The sequence below is a fragment of the Microbacterium sp. 1S1 genome, from assembly GCF_008271365.1.
Classification (GTDB): domain Bacteria; phylum Actinomycetota; class Actinomycetes; order Actinomycetales; family Microbacteriaceae; genus Microbacterium.
On record NZ_CP043430.1, the window covers coordinates 1,916,516 to 1,931,492 of the forward strand.

Sequence of the window (14,977 nt, forward strand, 5' to 3'; positions counted from 1 at the left end):
CGTGGCCGCGCGCAAGATACGTCGAACGGCATACGGCATCACCGTAGACTGAGGCGATGAGCGAGGACCAGCGACCCCGGCTGCGCGACCTGTTCCGTTCGCGCCCCGTGGTGACCGACCGGACCGTGACCACCGAGGCCGACGAGGCGGTGCCGCTGCCGCTGCGCATCACGGCGAGCTACGCCTGGCGCCTGCTCCTCATCGCGGCGGCCATCGGGGTGTTCATCTGGCTGGTCATGCTGCTCAAGCTTCTGGTCATCCCACTCATGGTCGGCATCCTCATCACGGCGCTGCTGTGGCCCGCCTTCTCGTGGATGCTGCGCCACGGTTTCCCGCGGTGGCTCGCGATCGCGGTGTCCCTGATCGGCACGATCGCCATCGTCACGGGCCTCATGTGGCTCGTCGTCTGGCAGGTGCGGGCCCAGCTCCCGGACGTGCAGCAGCGCACGGCCGAGGCCTTCGACCAGTTCCAGGTGTGGCTCCATGACGGTCCGCTGAACCTCTCGGACACCCAGATCGCCGACTACCTGCAGCAGGGCCTCGACTTCATCAGTGAGCAGGCCCAGGTCCTGTGGACGGGCGCCCTCGCGATCGGGACGACCGTCGGGCACGTCGCCACGGGCGCGCTGCTGTCGCTGTTCATCCTCATCTGCCTCCTCGCCGACGGTGCCGGCATCTGGCGCTGGACGCTGCGGATCTTCCCCCGCAAGGCCCGTCCGGCCGTCGACGGCGCCGCGCGCAACGGCTGGACCACGATCGTCAACTACGCCAGGACGCAACTCTTCGTGGCGACCATCGACGCGATCGGCATCGGCCTCGGTGCGTTCCTGCTCCAGGTCCCGCTCGCCCTGCCCGTCGCGGTCCTCGTGTTCCTCGGCTCGTTCATCCCCATCGTCGGTGCCGTCGTCACCGGAGCCGTCGCGGTCTTCCTCGCACTCGTCTACAACGGTCCCTGGATCGCGCTGTGGATGCTCGTCGTCGTGCTCGCCGTCCAGCAGATCGAGGGGCACATCCTGCAGCCGCTGCTCATGGGCTCGGCCGTGAAGGTGCACCCGCTCGCCGTCGTCCTCGTGGTCGCGGGCGGCGCGATGATCGCGGGCATCCCCGGCGCCCTCTTCGCCGTCCCGCTGGCCGCGTTCGTGAACGTCGCCGCGGTGACCATCAGCTCGGGCTCCTGGCGCACCGGCGTCGGGCCGAGCGGAGACCTGATCTGGAGCACAGTTCCGCGCGAGCGGAGACGGAGGAGTCAATGAGCGCAGTCCCCAGCCTGACCGAGTTCCAGGACGCGGCTCGAAGTCTGGCTGAGGTGATCTCGCACACCCCGACACTGCCCTCCCGAGCGCTGTCCGACGCCCTCGGCGCCCCCGTGCTGCTGAAGATGGAGAACCTGCAGCGCACGGGATCCTTCAAGATCCGCGGCGCCGCCTACCGGCTGTCCCGGCTCAGTGCGGAGGAACGCGCCCGCGGTGTCGTGGCGGCGTCGGCAGGCAACCATGCGCAGGGGGTGGCCCTCGCCGCGCAGGCGCTCGGCATCCCGGCCACGATCTTCATGCCGCTGGGCGTGCCGGTGCCCAAGCTGCTCGCCACGAGAGGCTACGGTGCCGAGGTGGTGCTCGAAGGTGAGACCGTGGCGACATCGCTCCGCCTCGCCGCCGAGTTCTCCGAGCGGACCGGCGCCGTGCTGATCCACCCGTTCGACCACCGCGACATCGTCATCGGGCAGGGGACCCTCGGGTTGGAGCTGCTGGAGGACGCACCGGAGATCGACACCGTCGTCCTCGGCATCGGCGGCGGTGGTCTCATCGCCGGGGTTGCCGCCGCGGTCAAGGCCAAGGCCGCCGAGCTCGGCCGCACCATCCGGGTGATCGGCGTGCAGGCCGAGAACGCAGCCGCGGTGCCGCCGTCGCTGGCGGCCGGGGAGCCCGTCGACATCGTGACGCGGCCGACCATCGCGGACGGCATCCTCGTGGCTCGGCCGGGTGCCGTGCCGTTCGAGATCATCAAGGATCTCGTCGACGAGGTCGTCACGGTGTCCGACGACGACCTCGCCCGGGCGATGCTGGTGCTCCTGGAGCAGGCGAAGGTCGTGGTCGAGCCTGCCGGAGCCGCCGGTGTCGCCGCCATCCTCTCCGGCCGCGTGACGGCGACCGGCACGACGATGGCCGTGCTGTCGGGCGGCAACATCGACCCGCTGCTGCTGCAGCGCGTGGTCTCCCACGGCCTTGCCGCCTCCGGCCGCTACCTGACGATCCGCATCCCGCTGCCCGATCGCCCGGGTCAGCTCGCACGGGTGTCCGAGCTCATCGCCGAAGCGGGGGCGAACGTCATCGAAGCGATGCACACCCGCCACGGCCACGGGCTGCAGATCAGCGAGGTCATCCTGGAGCTCAGCGTCGAGACCCGCGGCGCCGAGCATTCGGACCACACGCTCGACACCCTTCGTCGCGCCGGCTTCACGCCCATCGTGGTCCCGGACTGACCCCACCCGACACGACGCACCCCCTCGACCATGGCGGCCGAGGGGGTGCGTTCTCCCGTTCCGGGAGGATCAGCCCGTGTAGGTCTCGACCTTCACGATCTCGACGCTGATGGAGCGGCCGTTCGGCGCCTCGTACGAGGAGGAGTCGCCGACCTTCAGGCCGAGGATCGCCTTGCCGAGTGGGCTGGCCTCGCTGTAGACGTCGAGGTCGCTGCCGGCCGCGATCTCGCGGCTGCCGAGGAGGAAGACCTCCTCGCCGCCCGCGACGATCGCGGTGACGACCGTGCCCGGCTCGACGATGCCGCGGCTGGCGGGGGCTTCGCCGACCTTCGCCGTCTTCAGGAGCGCCTCCAGCGTGCGGATGCGCGCCTCCTGCTTGCCCTGCTCGTCCTTCGCCGCGTGGTAACCGCCGTTCTCCTTGAGGTCGCCCTCCTCGCGGGCCGCCTCGATGCGCTTGGCGATCTCGTCGCGGCCGACGGTGGAGAGGTGCTCCAGCTCGGCGACGAGCCGGTCATAGGCTTCCTGCGTGAGGAAGGGGACCTGAGCATCGGTGGACATGACGAAGCTCCTTCTATCGGGATCCCGCCGAGATGCCGCGGGGGATATGCCAAGACGCCCCGGCGCGGTGCCGGGGCGTCGTCTGTCTGCGACAAGTCTAGGCGACCCAGCAGGTGTTCACCAAACCTGTCGTGGCCTCCGCGACGGTCGGGATGCGCTCCGCGCGTTCGAGCGAGTGGGCGTCTCCGGCCGGGATCTCCACGACCTTCCAGCCCACGACGCCGAACTCCTCGTCGAGGGCCTCGAGCACGCACACGACGTCCTTGCCCTGGACACCGGTCACCTGGAAGCGCACGTCCACGGCGTGTTCGTCCACGAGCTCGAACCCCAGGTCGTCGGCGTCGACCGAACTCAGGGACTGACTCACGGTGGACCAGGCGAGGGCGGCGAGGAGGAGCAGGGCGACGGCCCCGGCGAGGACCCACGGCCACCGACGCCGGTGGGTGCGGCCATAGCGTTCGTCGAGCTGGCGGGCGGTCGTCACAGGCAGGGTCTTCCGGTCGTTAGGCTGGTGATACCAGGTTATGCGACCTGCGTACGAAAGGCCGATTCATGCGCTTCCTCTCCGAGACTCCGATGCCGACGCCGTCGATGACGGTGGCTCCGGAGTCGGTCACGCCGGGTTTCGCCGGCTTCGCGGTGATCGTCATCGTGCTCGTCGCCGTGATCCTGCTGATCTGGGACATGAACCGCCGGATCCGGCGGGTGCGATACCGCGAGGAGGTGCGCGAGGAGCTCGACGCGGAAGAGGCCGCGCGCGCCGCCGAGAGCGCTGCAGACGACGGCCGCACCGCACCGGATGCGCCGGACGAGGAGCCGCGCGAGCGCTGACCCGTGCTCAGGGCGCGCCGAGCGACGGCGAGAGCGGCTGCAGGGCGATCAGCAGGCATGCCGTCCAGTGGCACAGGAACGCCAGGACCGTGCACACGTGGAAGATCTCGTGGAAGCCGAAGTGGCCGGGCCACGGGTTGGGCTTCTTGAGCGCGTAGACGACGGCGCCGCCCGTGTAGAGCAGACCGCCGACGATCACGAGCACCATCATCGCCACGTTGGCGTTGAGCAGGTCGACGAGGTACATCACCGCAGCCCAGCCGAGCAGCAGGTAGAGCGCCACGTAGAGCCAGCGCGGCGCATTGATCCAGAAGACGCGGAAGAGGATGCCGAGGAGGGCCCCGCTCCAGACCAGCGTCAGCAGCAGCACCCCCTTCTCCGGGGGCAGTGCCAGAGTCGCGAGCGGCGTGTACGTGCCGGCGATGAGCAGCAGGATGTTCGCATGATCGATGCGCTTGAGGATCGCCTTCACCCGAGGCCGCCAGTTGAAACGGTGGTAGACGGCCGAGTTCCCGAACAGGAGCAGCGAGGTGACCATGAAGACCACGGCGGCCCACTTCGCGGCCGCGCCCTGCGACAGCACGATGAGGACGATGCCGGCGGCGACCGCGACGGGGAACGTCCCGGCGTGGATCCATCCGCGCCAGGTCGGTTTGATCTCGGTCGCGGCATCGGCGGCTGCCGCTTCCAGCAGCGGCAGCTTGGGGACATCGGTGCCGGTCTGATCGGAAGTGCTCACGTGCTCACTCTAAGCCGGAGCGCATGCCCCGACCCGTACATGTCCCCAGGCTGTGCAGCGGCGCGGGAGGGCGGGGCAGGGTAGCGTGGGTGGGTGATGTCACGCGAGAGCCCGGGGCGCGGGCCGCTGTACCGGCTGTACACCAGCCGGCTGCGTCGTCACCTCGACCCGAGCACCGTTCCGCATCACGTCGCGATGATGATCGACGGCAACCGCCGATGGGCGCGGCAGCTCGGCTTCGACACCCCCGCCGAAGGCCATCGGGCGGGGGCGGCCAAGATGCAGGAGTTCCTCGGCTGGTGCGACGAGCTGGGGGTGCGGGTCGTCTCGCTCTACCTGCTCTCCAGCGACAACCTGCGCAAACGGGACTCGGCGGAGCTCGCCGACCTCATCGAGATCATCGCGGAGCTCGCCGAAGCCCTCTCTCAGAAGGGGAACTGGCGAGTCAAGCACGTCGGCCGCTCGGACATCCTTCCCGCCGAGCTGGCGCGCGTGCTCGCGGACGCGGAGAACAGGACGAAGGAGCACACCGGCCTGCACGTGAATCTCGCCGTCGGCTACGGGGGCCGCAACGAGATCGTCGACGCGGTGCGCAGCATCATCACGAAGCACGAGGCGTCGGGCGGCACCATGGAGGACCTCGCGGCGCAGCTCACCCCGGAGATGATCGGGGAGCACCTCTACACGGGAGGTCAGCCCGACCCCGACCTCGTGATCCGAACGAGCGGCGAGCAGCGGCTGAGCGACTTCCTGCTGTGGCAGAGCGCCCACAGCGAGTTCTACTTCGTCGAGGCGCTCGGCCCCGACCTCCGGCAGGTCGACTTCCTCCGCGCGATCCGGGACTTCGCCGACAGGGATCGACGATTCGGACGGTGACCCGGGTGTGCGCGCCCGTGCCAGAATGACGCAGTGAGCACACTGGACGACTACGTCGGTACGTTCGACGCCGAGCCGGGATACCTGAACTGGGCGGCGTTCGGCCCCGTCTCGCCCTCGGTCCGGGCGGAGGTCTTCGCGGACGCGGATCTGCTCGGCAGCGGACGGCCCTCGTCACTGGCTCTGGTGGGGGAGCGGATCGGACAGGCGAAGGACGTCATCGCCGAGCTCCTCGATGCGGAGGCGGCGGACGTCACCCTGCAACCGTCGTCGACGCATGGCCTCATGCACGCGCTCTACGGCATCGCCGGCGGGGTCATCGCCAGCACGGCGGAGTTCCCGAGCGTCAGCCTCACCCTGGAACGCGCGGCGACCGCATCGGACCACGCGCTCACACCCCGCTGGGTCACCCCCGGCGACGGGCGGGTCACCCCCGACGTCGTGGCCGCCGCGCTGGACGATGACGTCGTGGCGCTGGCCGTCAGCCACGTCGACTTCCGAACGGGATACCGGGCGGATCTGACCGCGCTGCGCGAGGTCCTCGGCCCGGACCGGCTCCTCATCGTCGATGCCGTGCAGTCCTTCGGCGTGATCGACGCCGACTACAGCGTCGCGGACGTCGTCGTCGGCCACGGTTACAAGTGGCTCCGGGCCGGCCGCGGCACCGGCTTCGCGTGGTTCTCGTCGCGCGCGCGGGAACGGATCGCGCCCGTGCTCTCCGGCATCACCGGCACGACCGCGAGCGGGCTGTTCGTCGACGAGCTCCCCGCGCCGGCGGCCGGTGCGCAGGCCTACACGGTCAGCATGCCGGACCCGCTGGCCGCCGGTCGGCTCGCGATCGGCGCGCGCGACGTGCGTGACGCGGGCGTCGCGGCGATCGAGGAGCGGGTCGCCGCGCACGTGGATGCGGTGATCGCGATCGCCGACCGGCACGGCATCGCCGTCGCATCGCCGCGGGAGCGGAGAGAGCGTGCCGGGATCGTCGCGCTCGCCCCCGACGATCCCGCTCGGCTGGCGGCGGCCCTCGCCAACGCCGGGGTCGTCGTCACCGCTCGCGGCGGGTCGATTCGGGTGGCGCCCCACGCCGGCACCGACGCCCAGACCCTCGACCTCCTCGACGAGACGCTCGGCGCGCTCGGCACGGAATCGTTCATCGTCCCGTAACGAATCGCTGGCGTGTCGAGTCCGTGGAAAACCCTCGGGCGGTCGTACGGTCAAGGCATTGGGCAAGGCGCCCGGTCGGGTCGGCCTCAGGTTCGCGACTCGTGACCCCCTGGTCGACTCGTTCGAATAGCCGGGAATCCCCGGGTCGGGAGTGGGTCGTGACCACACGTTCAGCGCAGCAGTCCACCAGCACCGCGCAGCAGTCCACCCGTCAGACGACGAGACAGGCGGCGGCCGCAGAACCCGATCAGGATCTGCGCACCTACGTCCTCGACACCTCGGTCCTGCTGAGCGATCCGCAGGCATTCTTCCGCTTCGCGGAGCACTCGGTCGTGCTCCCGGTGGTGGTCATCACCGAGCTCGAGGGCAAGCGGCACGACCCGGAGATCGGGTACTTCGCGCGGCAGGCGCTGCGGCACCTCGACGACCTCCGCGTCGAGCACGGCCGCCTCGACTTTCCCGTCGAGGTCGGCGAAGGCGGCACGCTGCGGGTCGAGCTGAGCAACGCCGACCTCTCGGTCCTCCCCGCCGGCATCCGCCTCAGCGACAACGACAGCCGCATCCTCTCGGTGGCGATGCACCTTGCGCAGGACGGACAGGACGTCACCATCGTCTCGAAGGACCTCCCGATGCGGGTCAAGGCCGCGTCGCTCGGGCTGCGCGCCGAGGAGTACCTGGCGGAGCAGGCCGTGGACTCGGGGTGGACGGGCATCGCCACCCTCGACCTCTCCGGCGACGACATCAGCGACCTCTACGAGAGCGAGGTCGGGATCAGCGAAGACGTGCATGGGCTCCCGGTCAACACCGGGCTCATCATCCACTCCGAGCGCGGGTCGGCCCTCGGGCGGGTCACCGGCGACGGGGAGTTCCGGCTCGTCCGAGGTGACAGGGACATCTTCGGCATGCACGGGCGCTCAGCCGAACAGCGCATCGCGATCGACCTGCTCCTCGACCCCGAGGTGGGCATCGTGTCACTCGGCGGCCGGGCGGGCACGGGGAAGTCGGCGCTCGCCCTGTGCGCGGGTCTGGAGGCCGTGCTGGAGCGACAGCAGCAGAAGAAGATCATCGTCTTCCGGCCGCTCTTCGCCGTCGGAGGTCAGGAGCTCGGGTACCTGCCGGGCGACCAGGGGGAGAAGATGAACCCCTGGGGGCAGGCGGTGTACGACACGCTCGGCTCCGTCGTCTCGGGCAACGTCATCGACGAGGTGGTGGAGCGCGGGCTGCTCGAGGTCATGCCCCTCACCCACATCCGGGGGCGTTCTCTCCACGACGCCTTCGTGATCGTGGACGAGGCGCAGTCCCTGGAGCGGAACGTCCTGCTCACGGTGCTCAGTCGTATGGGGCAGAACTCCCGGGTCATCCTGACGCACGACGTCGGGCAGCGCGACAACCTGCGGGTCGGGCGACACGACGGCATCGCGAGTGTCATCGAGACCCTCAAGGGACACGATCTGTTCGGCCACGTCACCCTCACCCGTTCGGAACGGTCCGCGATCGCCGCCCTCGTCACCGACCTCCTGGAAGGCGGAGAGCTGAGCTGACTCCCTCCATCGCCCCGTCCGCACGACCCGGTGACGGCCGCACGATCCACGACGGCTCCACCCTTCGGGTACGGTTGCACGATCCGGGTACGGTCGTAGGTCGGTTTCGATCATCCGGTCGTGCACCCGTACCCGGGTCGTGCGGGCGCGACAAGGGGCGTGTCGACACCTGCACGACCGTGCACCGGTCGTGGCCCGGGGGTGGCGCGGCGATCGTGCGGACGGAACCTGGTCGTGCGAACGGGACTGATCGCGGGTGGTCAGGCACGGTCGTGGGCGCGGCGCAGGGCCCCTTCGACGGCAGCTTGCACCTCCGGCCAGTCGTGCACGACCTGGGCATAGTCGAAGCGCAGGGTCTCATAGCCGAGGCGTGAGGCGGCGGCGTCCCGAGCGAGGTCGCGGTGTCGCATGGCCGGTGCACCGTGGTGCTCCCTGCCGTCGACCTCGATGATGAGGAAGCCGTCCGCCACGAAGTCGACCCTGCCGACACCGGGGATGGAGACCTGGGTGGCGAGTGCGATGCCCAGCAGATGGAGGCGGAGGCGGAGGAGAGACTCCAGTCCACTGTCCGCATCGGAGCGAGCGAAGTCGACGAGCCACCGGGCGTCCCGGGGCAGAGCGGCGCGGATCCGAGCCCGCGAGGCCCGCCCGACCAGACCGCGTCGCCACGCGGACTCGAACGAGACGAAGAAGGACTCGTCCCCCTCGCAGCGGTACAGGTGCAGGAGCGCGACCTCGACAGCCACGATGCCGAACCGGGTGTGCCCCTCGAAGTGGTGTCGGAGGCAGCGGCACCCGGCATGCGGATGGGTGCGCCCGTTGCGACCGAGCCACACGTGCGGGGCGTCGCTGTCCGACAGTACCCAGACGCCGTGGGCGCGCAGCGCGCTTCCGCAGGTGAGCGCGCCGCCGTGGGCAGCGGCCGTCAGCACCGGCGCCTCGGTGCCGTGAGCGGCGAAGACTCCGGCGCGCACGCGGATGATGCGGCCCGCGTGAACCGCCCGGGACAACGCGGCCCGCGAGATACCGAAGGCGCCGAGGTCGCGACCTCGGGCGATTCCTCCGAGACGGTGGAGGGTTGAGGCGGGATCGAGCATCCGCCGATTCTGCTCTCTCTCCTGCCACGACGGCGCCCATGGTGCGTCGTGGGGACGTGCCCGGGCGTCTGGGGGTTCGTGCAGGAAGAGTCAGCTGCACGATTCGGGCACGAGGGGCGCCCTCCTCCAGTCGATCCGACGTGCGGACGTCGCTCGGTCGTGCATCAGTACCAGGAACGGGGGAGAGGGGGGAGACGGGGGAGGACAGGGCGGAGGGAGAGTTCGCGGGAGGGAGCCGGACACGGAGGATGCCGCGAGGACCGAGGTCCTCGCGGCATCCGTGGGTCGATCGATCAGCCCGGGTGGGTCATCGACAGGAGGTCGAGCTTCTCGTCGAGCTGCTCCAGGGTGAGCTCGCCGCGCTCGACGTAGCCGAGGTCGATCACGGCGTCGCGGACGGTGATTCCCTTCGCCACGGAGTGCTTGGCGATCTTCGCCGCTGCCTCATAGCCGATGAGCTTGTTCAGCGGCGTCACGATCGACGGGCTCATGCCCGCGAAGGCGGCGGCGCGGTCGAGGTTCGCCTGCAGGCCGTCGATGGTCTTGTCGGCGAGCACCCGGGAGGCGTTGGAGAGCAGACGGATCGACTCGAGCAGCGCGGTGCCCATGACCGGGATGGCGACGTTCAGCTCGAACGAGCCGGAGGCACCGGCCCAGGCGACCGTGGCGTCGTTGCCGATGACACGGGCGCACACCATCAGCACGGCCTCGGGCACGACGGGGTTCACCTTGCCCGGCATGATCGACGACCCGGGCTGCAGGTCGGGGATGTGCAGCTCGCCGAGGCCCGTGTTGGGGCCGGAGCCCATCCAGCGCAGATCGTTGTTGATCTTCGTGAGCGACACGGCGATCGTGCGCAGCGCTCCGGAGGCCTCGACGAGACCGTCGCGGTTCGCCTGCGCCTCGAAGTGGTCCTTCGCCTCGGTGATCGGCAGCTCGGTCTCGGCGGCGAGCAGCTCGATGACCTTCTGCGGGAAGCCGAGCGGCGTGTTGATGCCGGTGCCGACGGCCGTGCCGCCGAGGGGCACCTCCGCCACGCGGGGGAGTGCCGACTGCACGCGCTCGATGCCAAGACGGATCTGACGCGCGTAACCGCCGAACTCCTGGCCGAGCGTGACGGGCGTCGCGTCCATGAGGTGCGTGCGGCCGGACTTGACCGCGTCCTTCCAGAGCTCCGCCTTGGCCTCGAGCGCGACCGCGAGGTGGTCGAGCGCCGGGATCAGGGTGTCGATGAGCGCCTGGGTGACCGCGATGTGCACCGAGGTCGGGAACACGTCGTTCGAGGACTGCGAGGCGTTGACGTGGTCGTTGGGGTGCACGGTCGAGCCGAGGATGCGGCTCGCGAGCGTCGCCAGGACCTCGTTCATGTTCATGTTCGACGAGGTGCCGGAGCCGGTCTGGTAGGTGTCGACGGGGAACTCCCCGTCGTGAGCGCCGGACGCGACCTGGTCCGCGGCCTGCGCGATCGCGTCGGCGATGCCGCCGTCGAGCGTCCCCAGCTCCTTGTTCGCGAGGGCGGCGGCCTTCTTGATGCGCGCGAGCGCCGCGATCTGGGTGGACTCCAGGCCCTTCCCGGAGATCGGGAAGTTCTCCACGGCTCGCTGCGTCTGCGCCCCGTAGAGCGCGTTCACGGGCACTCGCACCTCACCCATGGTGTCGTGTTCGATGCGGTACTCGGTGTCGGTCATTCCGAACCCTCCTTGGTTGCGGGGTCGATCCCCTCGGCCTCGATGCCGACCGTGACGACGGGCACTGCCTCGCCCTCGGCCAGACGGTAGTTGGCGCCGACGATGCCCAGGCGGCCCTCGGCGACGGCGTTGCTGATGATCTCGGACGACTGCAGCAGGTCGTTGACCGTGTTGCGCAGGTGCTCGCGTCCGACGAGTTCCGCATCGATGTCGGCCACCGTGCCTCCGCCGCTCTCCGCGAGGACCTTGCGGGCAGCCGGGACGATCGGCGCGATGAGCTTCCAGATGTGCGGGGGCAGCGGGTCGGCGTCGATGGCCGTGCCGTCGATGGCGGCGCGCACCGCACCGCAGGAGTCGTGCGCGAGGACCACGATGAGCGGCACCTCCAGAACGGCGACCGCATATTCCAGGCTCGCGACGATCGACTCGCCGATGACCTGTCCGGCGTTGCGGACGACGAAGAGGTCGCCGAGACCGAGGTCGAAGATGATCTCTGCGGCGAGGCGGGAGTCCGAGCAGCCGAACAGCGTCGCGACCGGGTGCTGCGCCGCGGTGAGGTCCTTGCGGCGGTCGACGTTCTGGTTCGGGTGCTGCGGCTCGTCGCGGACGAAACGACGGTTGCCGTCCTGCATCTGCTTCCAGGCGGCGGCGGGGGTGAGCGGGTGGGTCATCGGGCCTCCGAGACAGTGCGGATCTGGGGGATGAGGGACTCCGCGAGCTCGGCGGTGGAGTCCGCCGAGCGGGAGCCGTAAAGGAGCACGTAGTCGTCGCCGGCCTGAGTGCCGAGGGCGTAGGTGACGTTCGCCTCGGCGCCGGCCGATCCGGGCTGATAGACGTCCCACTCCAGACCGCCGATGCGCACGGTGTCGGTGGGGGCGACGCCGTTCAGGCGCTGTGGGGCCCACGAGGCGGCGGCATCGAACGCCTGGGCGAGCTTGATGAACCCGCGCTCGTCCTGTGCCGCCGGCGCCAGCGTGACCTCCCAGACCACGGGCGCTCCGCTCTGGAGCTCGGCGGCGTTCACCCGCCAGAACTTGTCCGGTTCGGGAACGATCGCCGGGCTGCCCATGGACGACTCGACGTCCGCGGCGATCGCGGCCACGTCGATCGGTTTCGCCGCGACCGGCTCACCTCGGGGGACGAGCGCGATGATGACGGCGACGACCGCGAGGGTGACGACGAGGGCGGCGACGAGGTTGCGGACCGTCTGGCTCGACCGATACGCCTTGCTCGACGCGGCCTTGCGCGCGGCGGTTTCCTCGGGCGTCTCCGGTCGGCCGAGGTCGGCGTTGATCGCGGGGCCCTTGCTCATGACGCGTCGCTCTCGTCGGCGGTGGCGGTCCGTGCCGCTTCCAGACGACGCTTCGCGCCCAGCAGCCATTCCTCGCAGCGAGCGGCCAGGGCCTCTCCGCGCTCCCAGAGAGCGAGCGAGTGCTCGAGGGTCGGCGCCCCCTGTTCGAGCTCGGCCACGACCTGCACGAGCTCGTCTCGGGCCGCCTCGAACGACAGCGTGTCCACGGGGGTGTCGTTCACGGCGCTCACTCCTCCATCCTACGTCGTGCCCCGGACGCCTCCTGCTCAGGCGTCTTCGGGAATCTCGCCCTCCGAGCGCACCGCGACAGACCCGCGATCCACCGTGAGTGTGAGCGCGCTTCCGGCGGGGGCGTCAGCCGCATCGCGCAGGATCACGCCCCCCTCGAGATGCGCGATCGCGTAGCCGCGGGCCAGGGTCGCGGCGGGGGACAGGGCGCGCAGCGACGCGCGGAGCTCGCTGGTCCGGCGACCGGCGTCGTCGAGCTGGCGAGTGACCGCGTCGCGGCCGCGGGCCTGGAGCAGGAAGGTCTCCTGTGCGCGGGTCTCGATGATCGGGTCCGGGGAACGCAGCACGGGCCGGGACCGCAGCTGCTCGAGTTGCGCGATGTCGTGCGTGAGGCGCTGCGTGAGCCGGCTGGTGGCCCGCGATCGGAGCTGAGCGATGAGGGCACGCTGCTCACCGACATCCGGCACGACCCGCTTGGCGGCGTCGGTCGGCGTCGACGCGCGCAGGTCGGCGACGTCGTCGAGGAGCGGGTGGTCGTTCTCATGGCCGATGGCGCTCACGATCGGCGTGGACGCCGCAGCCACCGCGCGCACGAGGCGCTCGTCGCTGAAGCCGAGGAGGGTCTGCGGGTCGCCGCCGCCGCGCGCGATGATGATGACGTCGACCTCGGGGTCGGCGTCCAGGCGGGCGAGTGCTGCCAACGTGTCAGGGACGCAGCGGTCGCCCTGCACTGCGGCGTACGCGGTCTTGAAACGCACCTGAGGCCAGCGCAACTCCGCGTTGCGGTGTACGTCCTTCTCCGCGTCGGAGCGCTCGCCGGTGATGAGACCGATGACGTGCGGGAGGAACGGCAGCCGCTTCTTGCGGGCCGTGTCGAAGAGCCCCTCCTGGCGGAGCTGCACCCGCAGCCGCTCCAGCCGCTCGAGCTGATCGCCGAGCCCCACGTGCTTCATGGCCGAGACCGCGAAGCTGAAGTCGCCGGAGCGGACGAAGTAGTCGGCCTTGACGGCGGCGACGACGTGATCGCCCACGCCCAGGTCGGCCGGGATGCGGGGGCGCACGCTCGACCACACGCGGATGGAGATCTGAGCGTCGGAGCGGGTGTCCTTGAGGCGGGCGAAGACGTTGCCGGCGCGGACGTTCCAGGAGGTGATCTCGCCCTCGACCCAGACGGTGTTCCAGCGGGCCACGAAGTCGCGGATGGTCGCGTTCAGCCGCGCGACCGAGGTCGGCGCCTGGGCGGTGGAGTCGCGGGGGGCGACGGCATCTGCCGGCGGTGTCTCACCCGGTCCGATCGTCGCTTCGAAGACTGTCATCTGCTCCTGTTCCTGCCCCTGCGCTCACCGGCCCCGTTCAGCCCAGCGACGGTAGAATCGAGGGGTGACTTCGACTGCCGTTCATCTTCCCGCTCCTCGCATCCCACGAGTGCGCGCCGCGGCCGGGCGGCTTCAGGATAACCCGGTGCCCGGACACAAGCGCGTCCTGCTTGCCGCCCCCCGCGGCTACTGTGCCGGGGTGGACCGGGCCGTGGTGGCCGTGGAGAAGGCGCTCGAGCGCTACGGAGCGCCCGTGTACGTCCGCAAGCAGATCGTCCACAACATCCATGTCGTGACCGAGCTCGAGGCCAAGGGTGCGATCTTCGTTGAGGAGGTCGACGAGGTCCCGGAGGGCGCGCACGTCGTCTTCAGTGCACACGGCGTCTCGCCGGCCGTCGTCAGTGCGGCGTCGGACCGCGGCCTCCACGCCATCGATGCCACGTGTCCCCTGGTCACCAAGGTGCACCGGGAAGCCGTCCGCTTCGCGCGCGACGATTTCGAGATCCTGCTCATCGGCCACGACGGGCATGAGGAGGTCGAGGGCACCGCGGGAGAGGCACCGAACCACGTCACGGTCGTCAACTCGCCGGAGGAAGCCGACACCGTGCAGGTCAAGGACCCGTCGAAGGTGGTCTGGCTGTCGCAGACGACGCTCTCCGTCGACGAGACCATGGAGACCGTCAACCGACTCCGCACCCGATTCCCCGAGCTGCACAACCCGCCGTCCGACGACATCTGCTACGCGACCCAGAACCGGCAGGTCGCCATCAAGAAGGTCGCCCAGGGCGCCGATCTCGTGATCGTCGTGGGTTCCGCCAACTCCTCGAACAGCGTCCGTCTCGTCGAGGTCGCCCTCGAATACGGCGCGAAGGCGGCCTACCGGGTCGACTACGCCGAGGAGATCCAGCAGGAGTGGCTCGACGGTGTGGAGACCGTGGGCGTCACCAGTGGTGCGTCGGTGCCCGAGGTGCTCGTCCGTGAGGTGCTCGACGCGATCGGAGACGCCGGGTACCGCGACGTGGAAGAGGTGAAGACGGCGGAGGAGGACCTCATGTTCTCGTTGCCGAAGGAGCTCCGTCAGGACGCTTCGGGCCAGCGCGACGCGCGCGCGCTCGGCGGCCGCGCCTCCGCCGGAGGAGGCGCGTAGC

At 70.2% G+C, this 14,977-nt stretch carries 16 protein-coding genes; 7 read left to right on the forward strand and 9 right to left on the reverse strand.

Annotation, left to right across the window (positions count from 1 at the left end; translation table 11 throughout):
- Positions 1 to 56: 56 nt before the first annotated feature.
- Entirely contained in the window at positions 57 to 1,253 is a 1,197-nt protein-coding gene (locus FY549_RS09295; RefSeq protein WP_149084783.1) for an AI-2E family transporter, read from the forward strand.
- Positions 1,250 to 2,479 (forward strand): threonine ammonia-lyase, encoded by a 1,230-nt coding sequence (gene ilvA / locus FY549_RS09300; protein ID WP_149084784.1) that lies wholly within the window; start codon positions 1,250 to 1,252, stop codon positions 2,477 to 2,479. The genes FY549_RS09295 and ilvA overlap by 4 nt, the downstream gene beginning before the upstream one ends.
- A gap of 69 nt (positions 2,480 to 2,548) precedes the next feature.
- Here ilvA and greA read toward each other — a convergent pair whose 3' ends face one another.
- Positions 2,549 to 3,037 (reverse strand): transcription elongation factor GreA, encoded by a 489-nt coding sequence (gene greA, locus FY549_RS09305; RefSeq protein WP_149084785.1) that lies wholly within the window; start codon positions 3,035 to 3,037, stop codon positions 2,549 to 2,551.
- Between the two features lie 97 nt (positions 3,038 to 3,134).
- Complete coding sequence (locus tag FY549_RS09310) at positions 3,135 to 3,521, reverse strand: DUF4307 domain-containing protein (RefSeq protein ID WP_149084786.1); 387 nt, start codon at positions 3,519 to 3,521, stop codon at positions 3,135 to 3,137.
- 68 nt (positions 3,522 to 3,589) lie between these two features.
- Between FY549_RS09310 and FY549_RS09315 the strand changes: the two genes are divergently transcribed.
- Entirely contained in the window at positions 3,590 to 3,868 is a 279-nt protein-coding gene (locus FY549_RS09315; RefSeq protein ID WP_200838886.1) for a hypothetical protein, read from the forward strand.
- Between the two features lie 7 nt (positions 3,869 to 3,875).
- Here FY549_RS09315 and trhA read toward each other — a convergent pair whose 3' ends face one another.
- Complete coding sequence (gene trhA / locus FY549_RS09320; RefSeq protein WP_149084787.1) at positions 3,876 to 4,607, reverse strand: PAQR family membrane homeostasis protein TrhA; 732 nt, start codon at positions 4,605 to 4,607, stop codon at positions 3,876 to 3,878.
- A gap of 96 nt (positions 4,608 to 4,703) precedes the next feature.
- Between trhA and FY549_RS09325 the strand changes: the two genes are divergently transcribed.
- From FY549_RS09325 to FY549_RS09335, 3 genes are all read left to right on the forward strand, one after another.
- Positions 4,704 to 5,483 (forward strand): isoprenyl transferase, encoded by a 780-nt coding sequence (locus FY549_RS09325; protein WP_149086067.1) that lies wholly within the window; start codon positions 4,704 to 4,706, stop codon positions 5,481 to 5,483.
- A 33-nt stretch (positions 5,484 to 5,516) separates the two neighbouring features.
- Positions 5,517 to 6,647, forward strand: coding sequence for an aminotransferase class V-fold PLP-dependent enzyme (locus tag FY549_RS09330; protein ID WP_149084788.1), 1,131 nt, complete (start codon positions 5,517 to 5,519; stop codon positions 6,645 to 6,647).
- Positions 6,648 to 6,805: 158 nt separating this feature from the next.
- Positions 6,806 to 8,188, forward strand: a complete 1,383-nt coding sequence (locus FY549_RS09335) for a PhoH family protein (protein WP_149084789.1) — start codon at positions 6,806 to 6,808, stop codon at positions 8,186 to 8,188.
- Between the two features lie 260 nt (positions 8,189 to 8,448).
- Here the strand turns inward: FY549_RS09335 and FY549_RS09340 are convergent, their stop codons facing one another.
- From FY549_RS09340 to xseA, 6 genes are all read right to left on the reverse strand, one after another.
- Positions 8,449 to 9,285: a type IV toxin-antitoxin system AbiEi family antitoxin domain-containing protein gene (locus tag FY549_RS09340; protein ID WP_149084790.1), complete on the reverse strand. Its 837-nt coding sequence runs from the start codon at positions 9,283 to 9,285 to the stop codon at positions 8,449 to 8,451.
- Positions 9,286 to 9,578: 293 nt separating this feature from the next.
- Positions 9,579 to 10,973, reverse strand: a complete 1,395-nt coding sequence (locus tag FY549_RS09345; RefSeq protein ID WP_149084791.1) for a class II fumarate hydratase — start codon at positions 10,971 to 10,973, stop codon at positions 9,579 to 9,581.
- Complete coding sequence (locus FY549_RS09350) at positions 10,970 to 11,644, reverse strand: carbonic anhydrase (RefSeq protein ID WP_149084792.1); 675 nt, start codon at positions 11,642 to 11,644, stop codon at positions 10,970 to 10,972. The genes FY549_RS09345 and FY549_RS09350 overlap by 4 nt, the downstream gene beginning before the upstream one ends.
- Positions 11,641 to 12,285: a DUF4245 family protein gene (locus tag FY549_RS09355; protein ID WP_149084793.1), complete on the reverse strand. Its 645-nt coding sequence runs from the start codon at positions 12,283 to 12,285 to the stop codon at positions 11,641 to 11,643. Before FY549_RS09355 ends, FY549_RS09350 begins: the two co-directional genes overlap by 4 nt.
- Positions 12,282 to 12,515: an exodeoxyribonuclease VII small subunit gene (locus FY549_RS09360; protein ID WP_187614843.1), complete on the reverse strand. Its 234-nt coding sequence runs from the start codon at positions 12,513 to 12,515 to the stop codon at positions 12,282 to 12,284. Before FY549_RS09360 ends, FY549_RS09355 begins: the two co-directional genes overlap by 4 nt.
- A 36-nt stretch (positions 12,516 to 12,551) precedes the next feature.
- Positions 12,552 to 13,829 carry an exodeoxyribonuclease VII large subunit gene (gene xseA, locus FY549_RS09365; protein WP_149084794.1) on the reverse strand — a complete coding sequence of 426 codons (1,278 nt, stop codon included), beginning with the start codon at positions 13,827 to 13,829 and terminating at the stop codon, positions 12,552 to 12,554.
- 100 nt (positions 13,830 to 13,929) lie between these two features.
- Here xseA and FY549_RS09370 point away from each other — a divergent pair, with 100 nt between their 5' ends.
- Positions 13,930 to 14,976 (forward strand): 4-hydroxy-3-methylbut-2-enyl diphosphate reductase, encoded by a 1,047-nt coding sequence (locus FY549_RS09370; RefSeq protein WP_187614960.1) that lies wholly within the window; start codon positions 13,930 to 13,932, stop codon positions 14,974 to 14,976.
- Position 14,977: the final 1 nt, after the last annotated feature.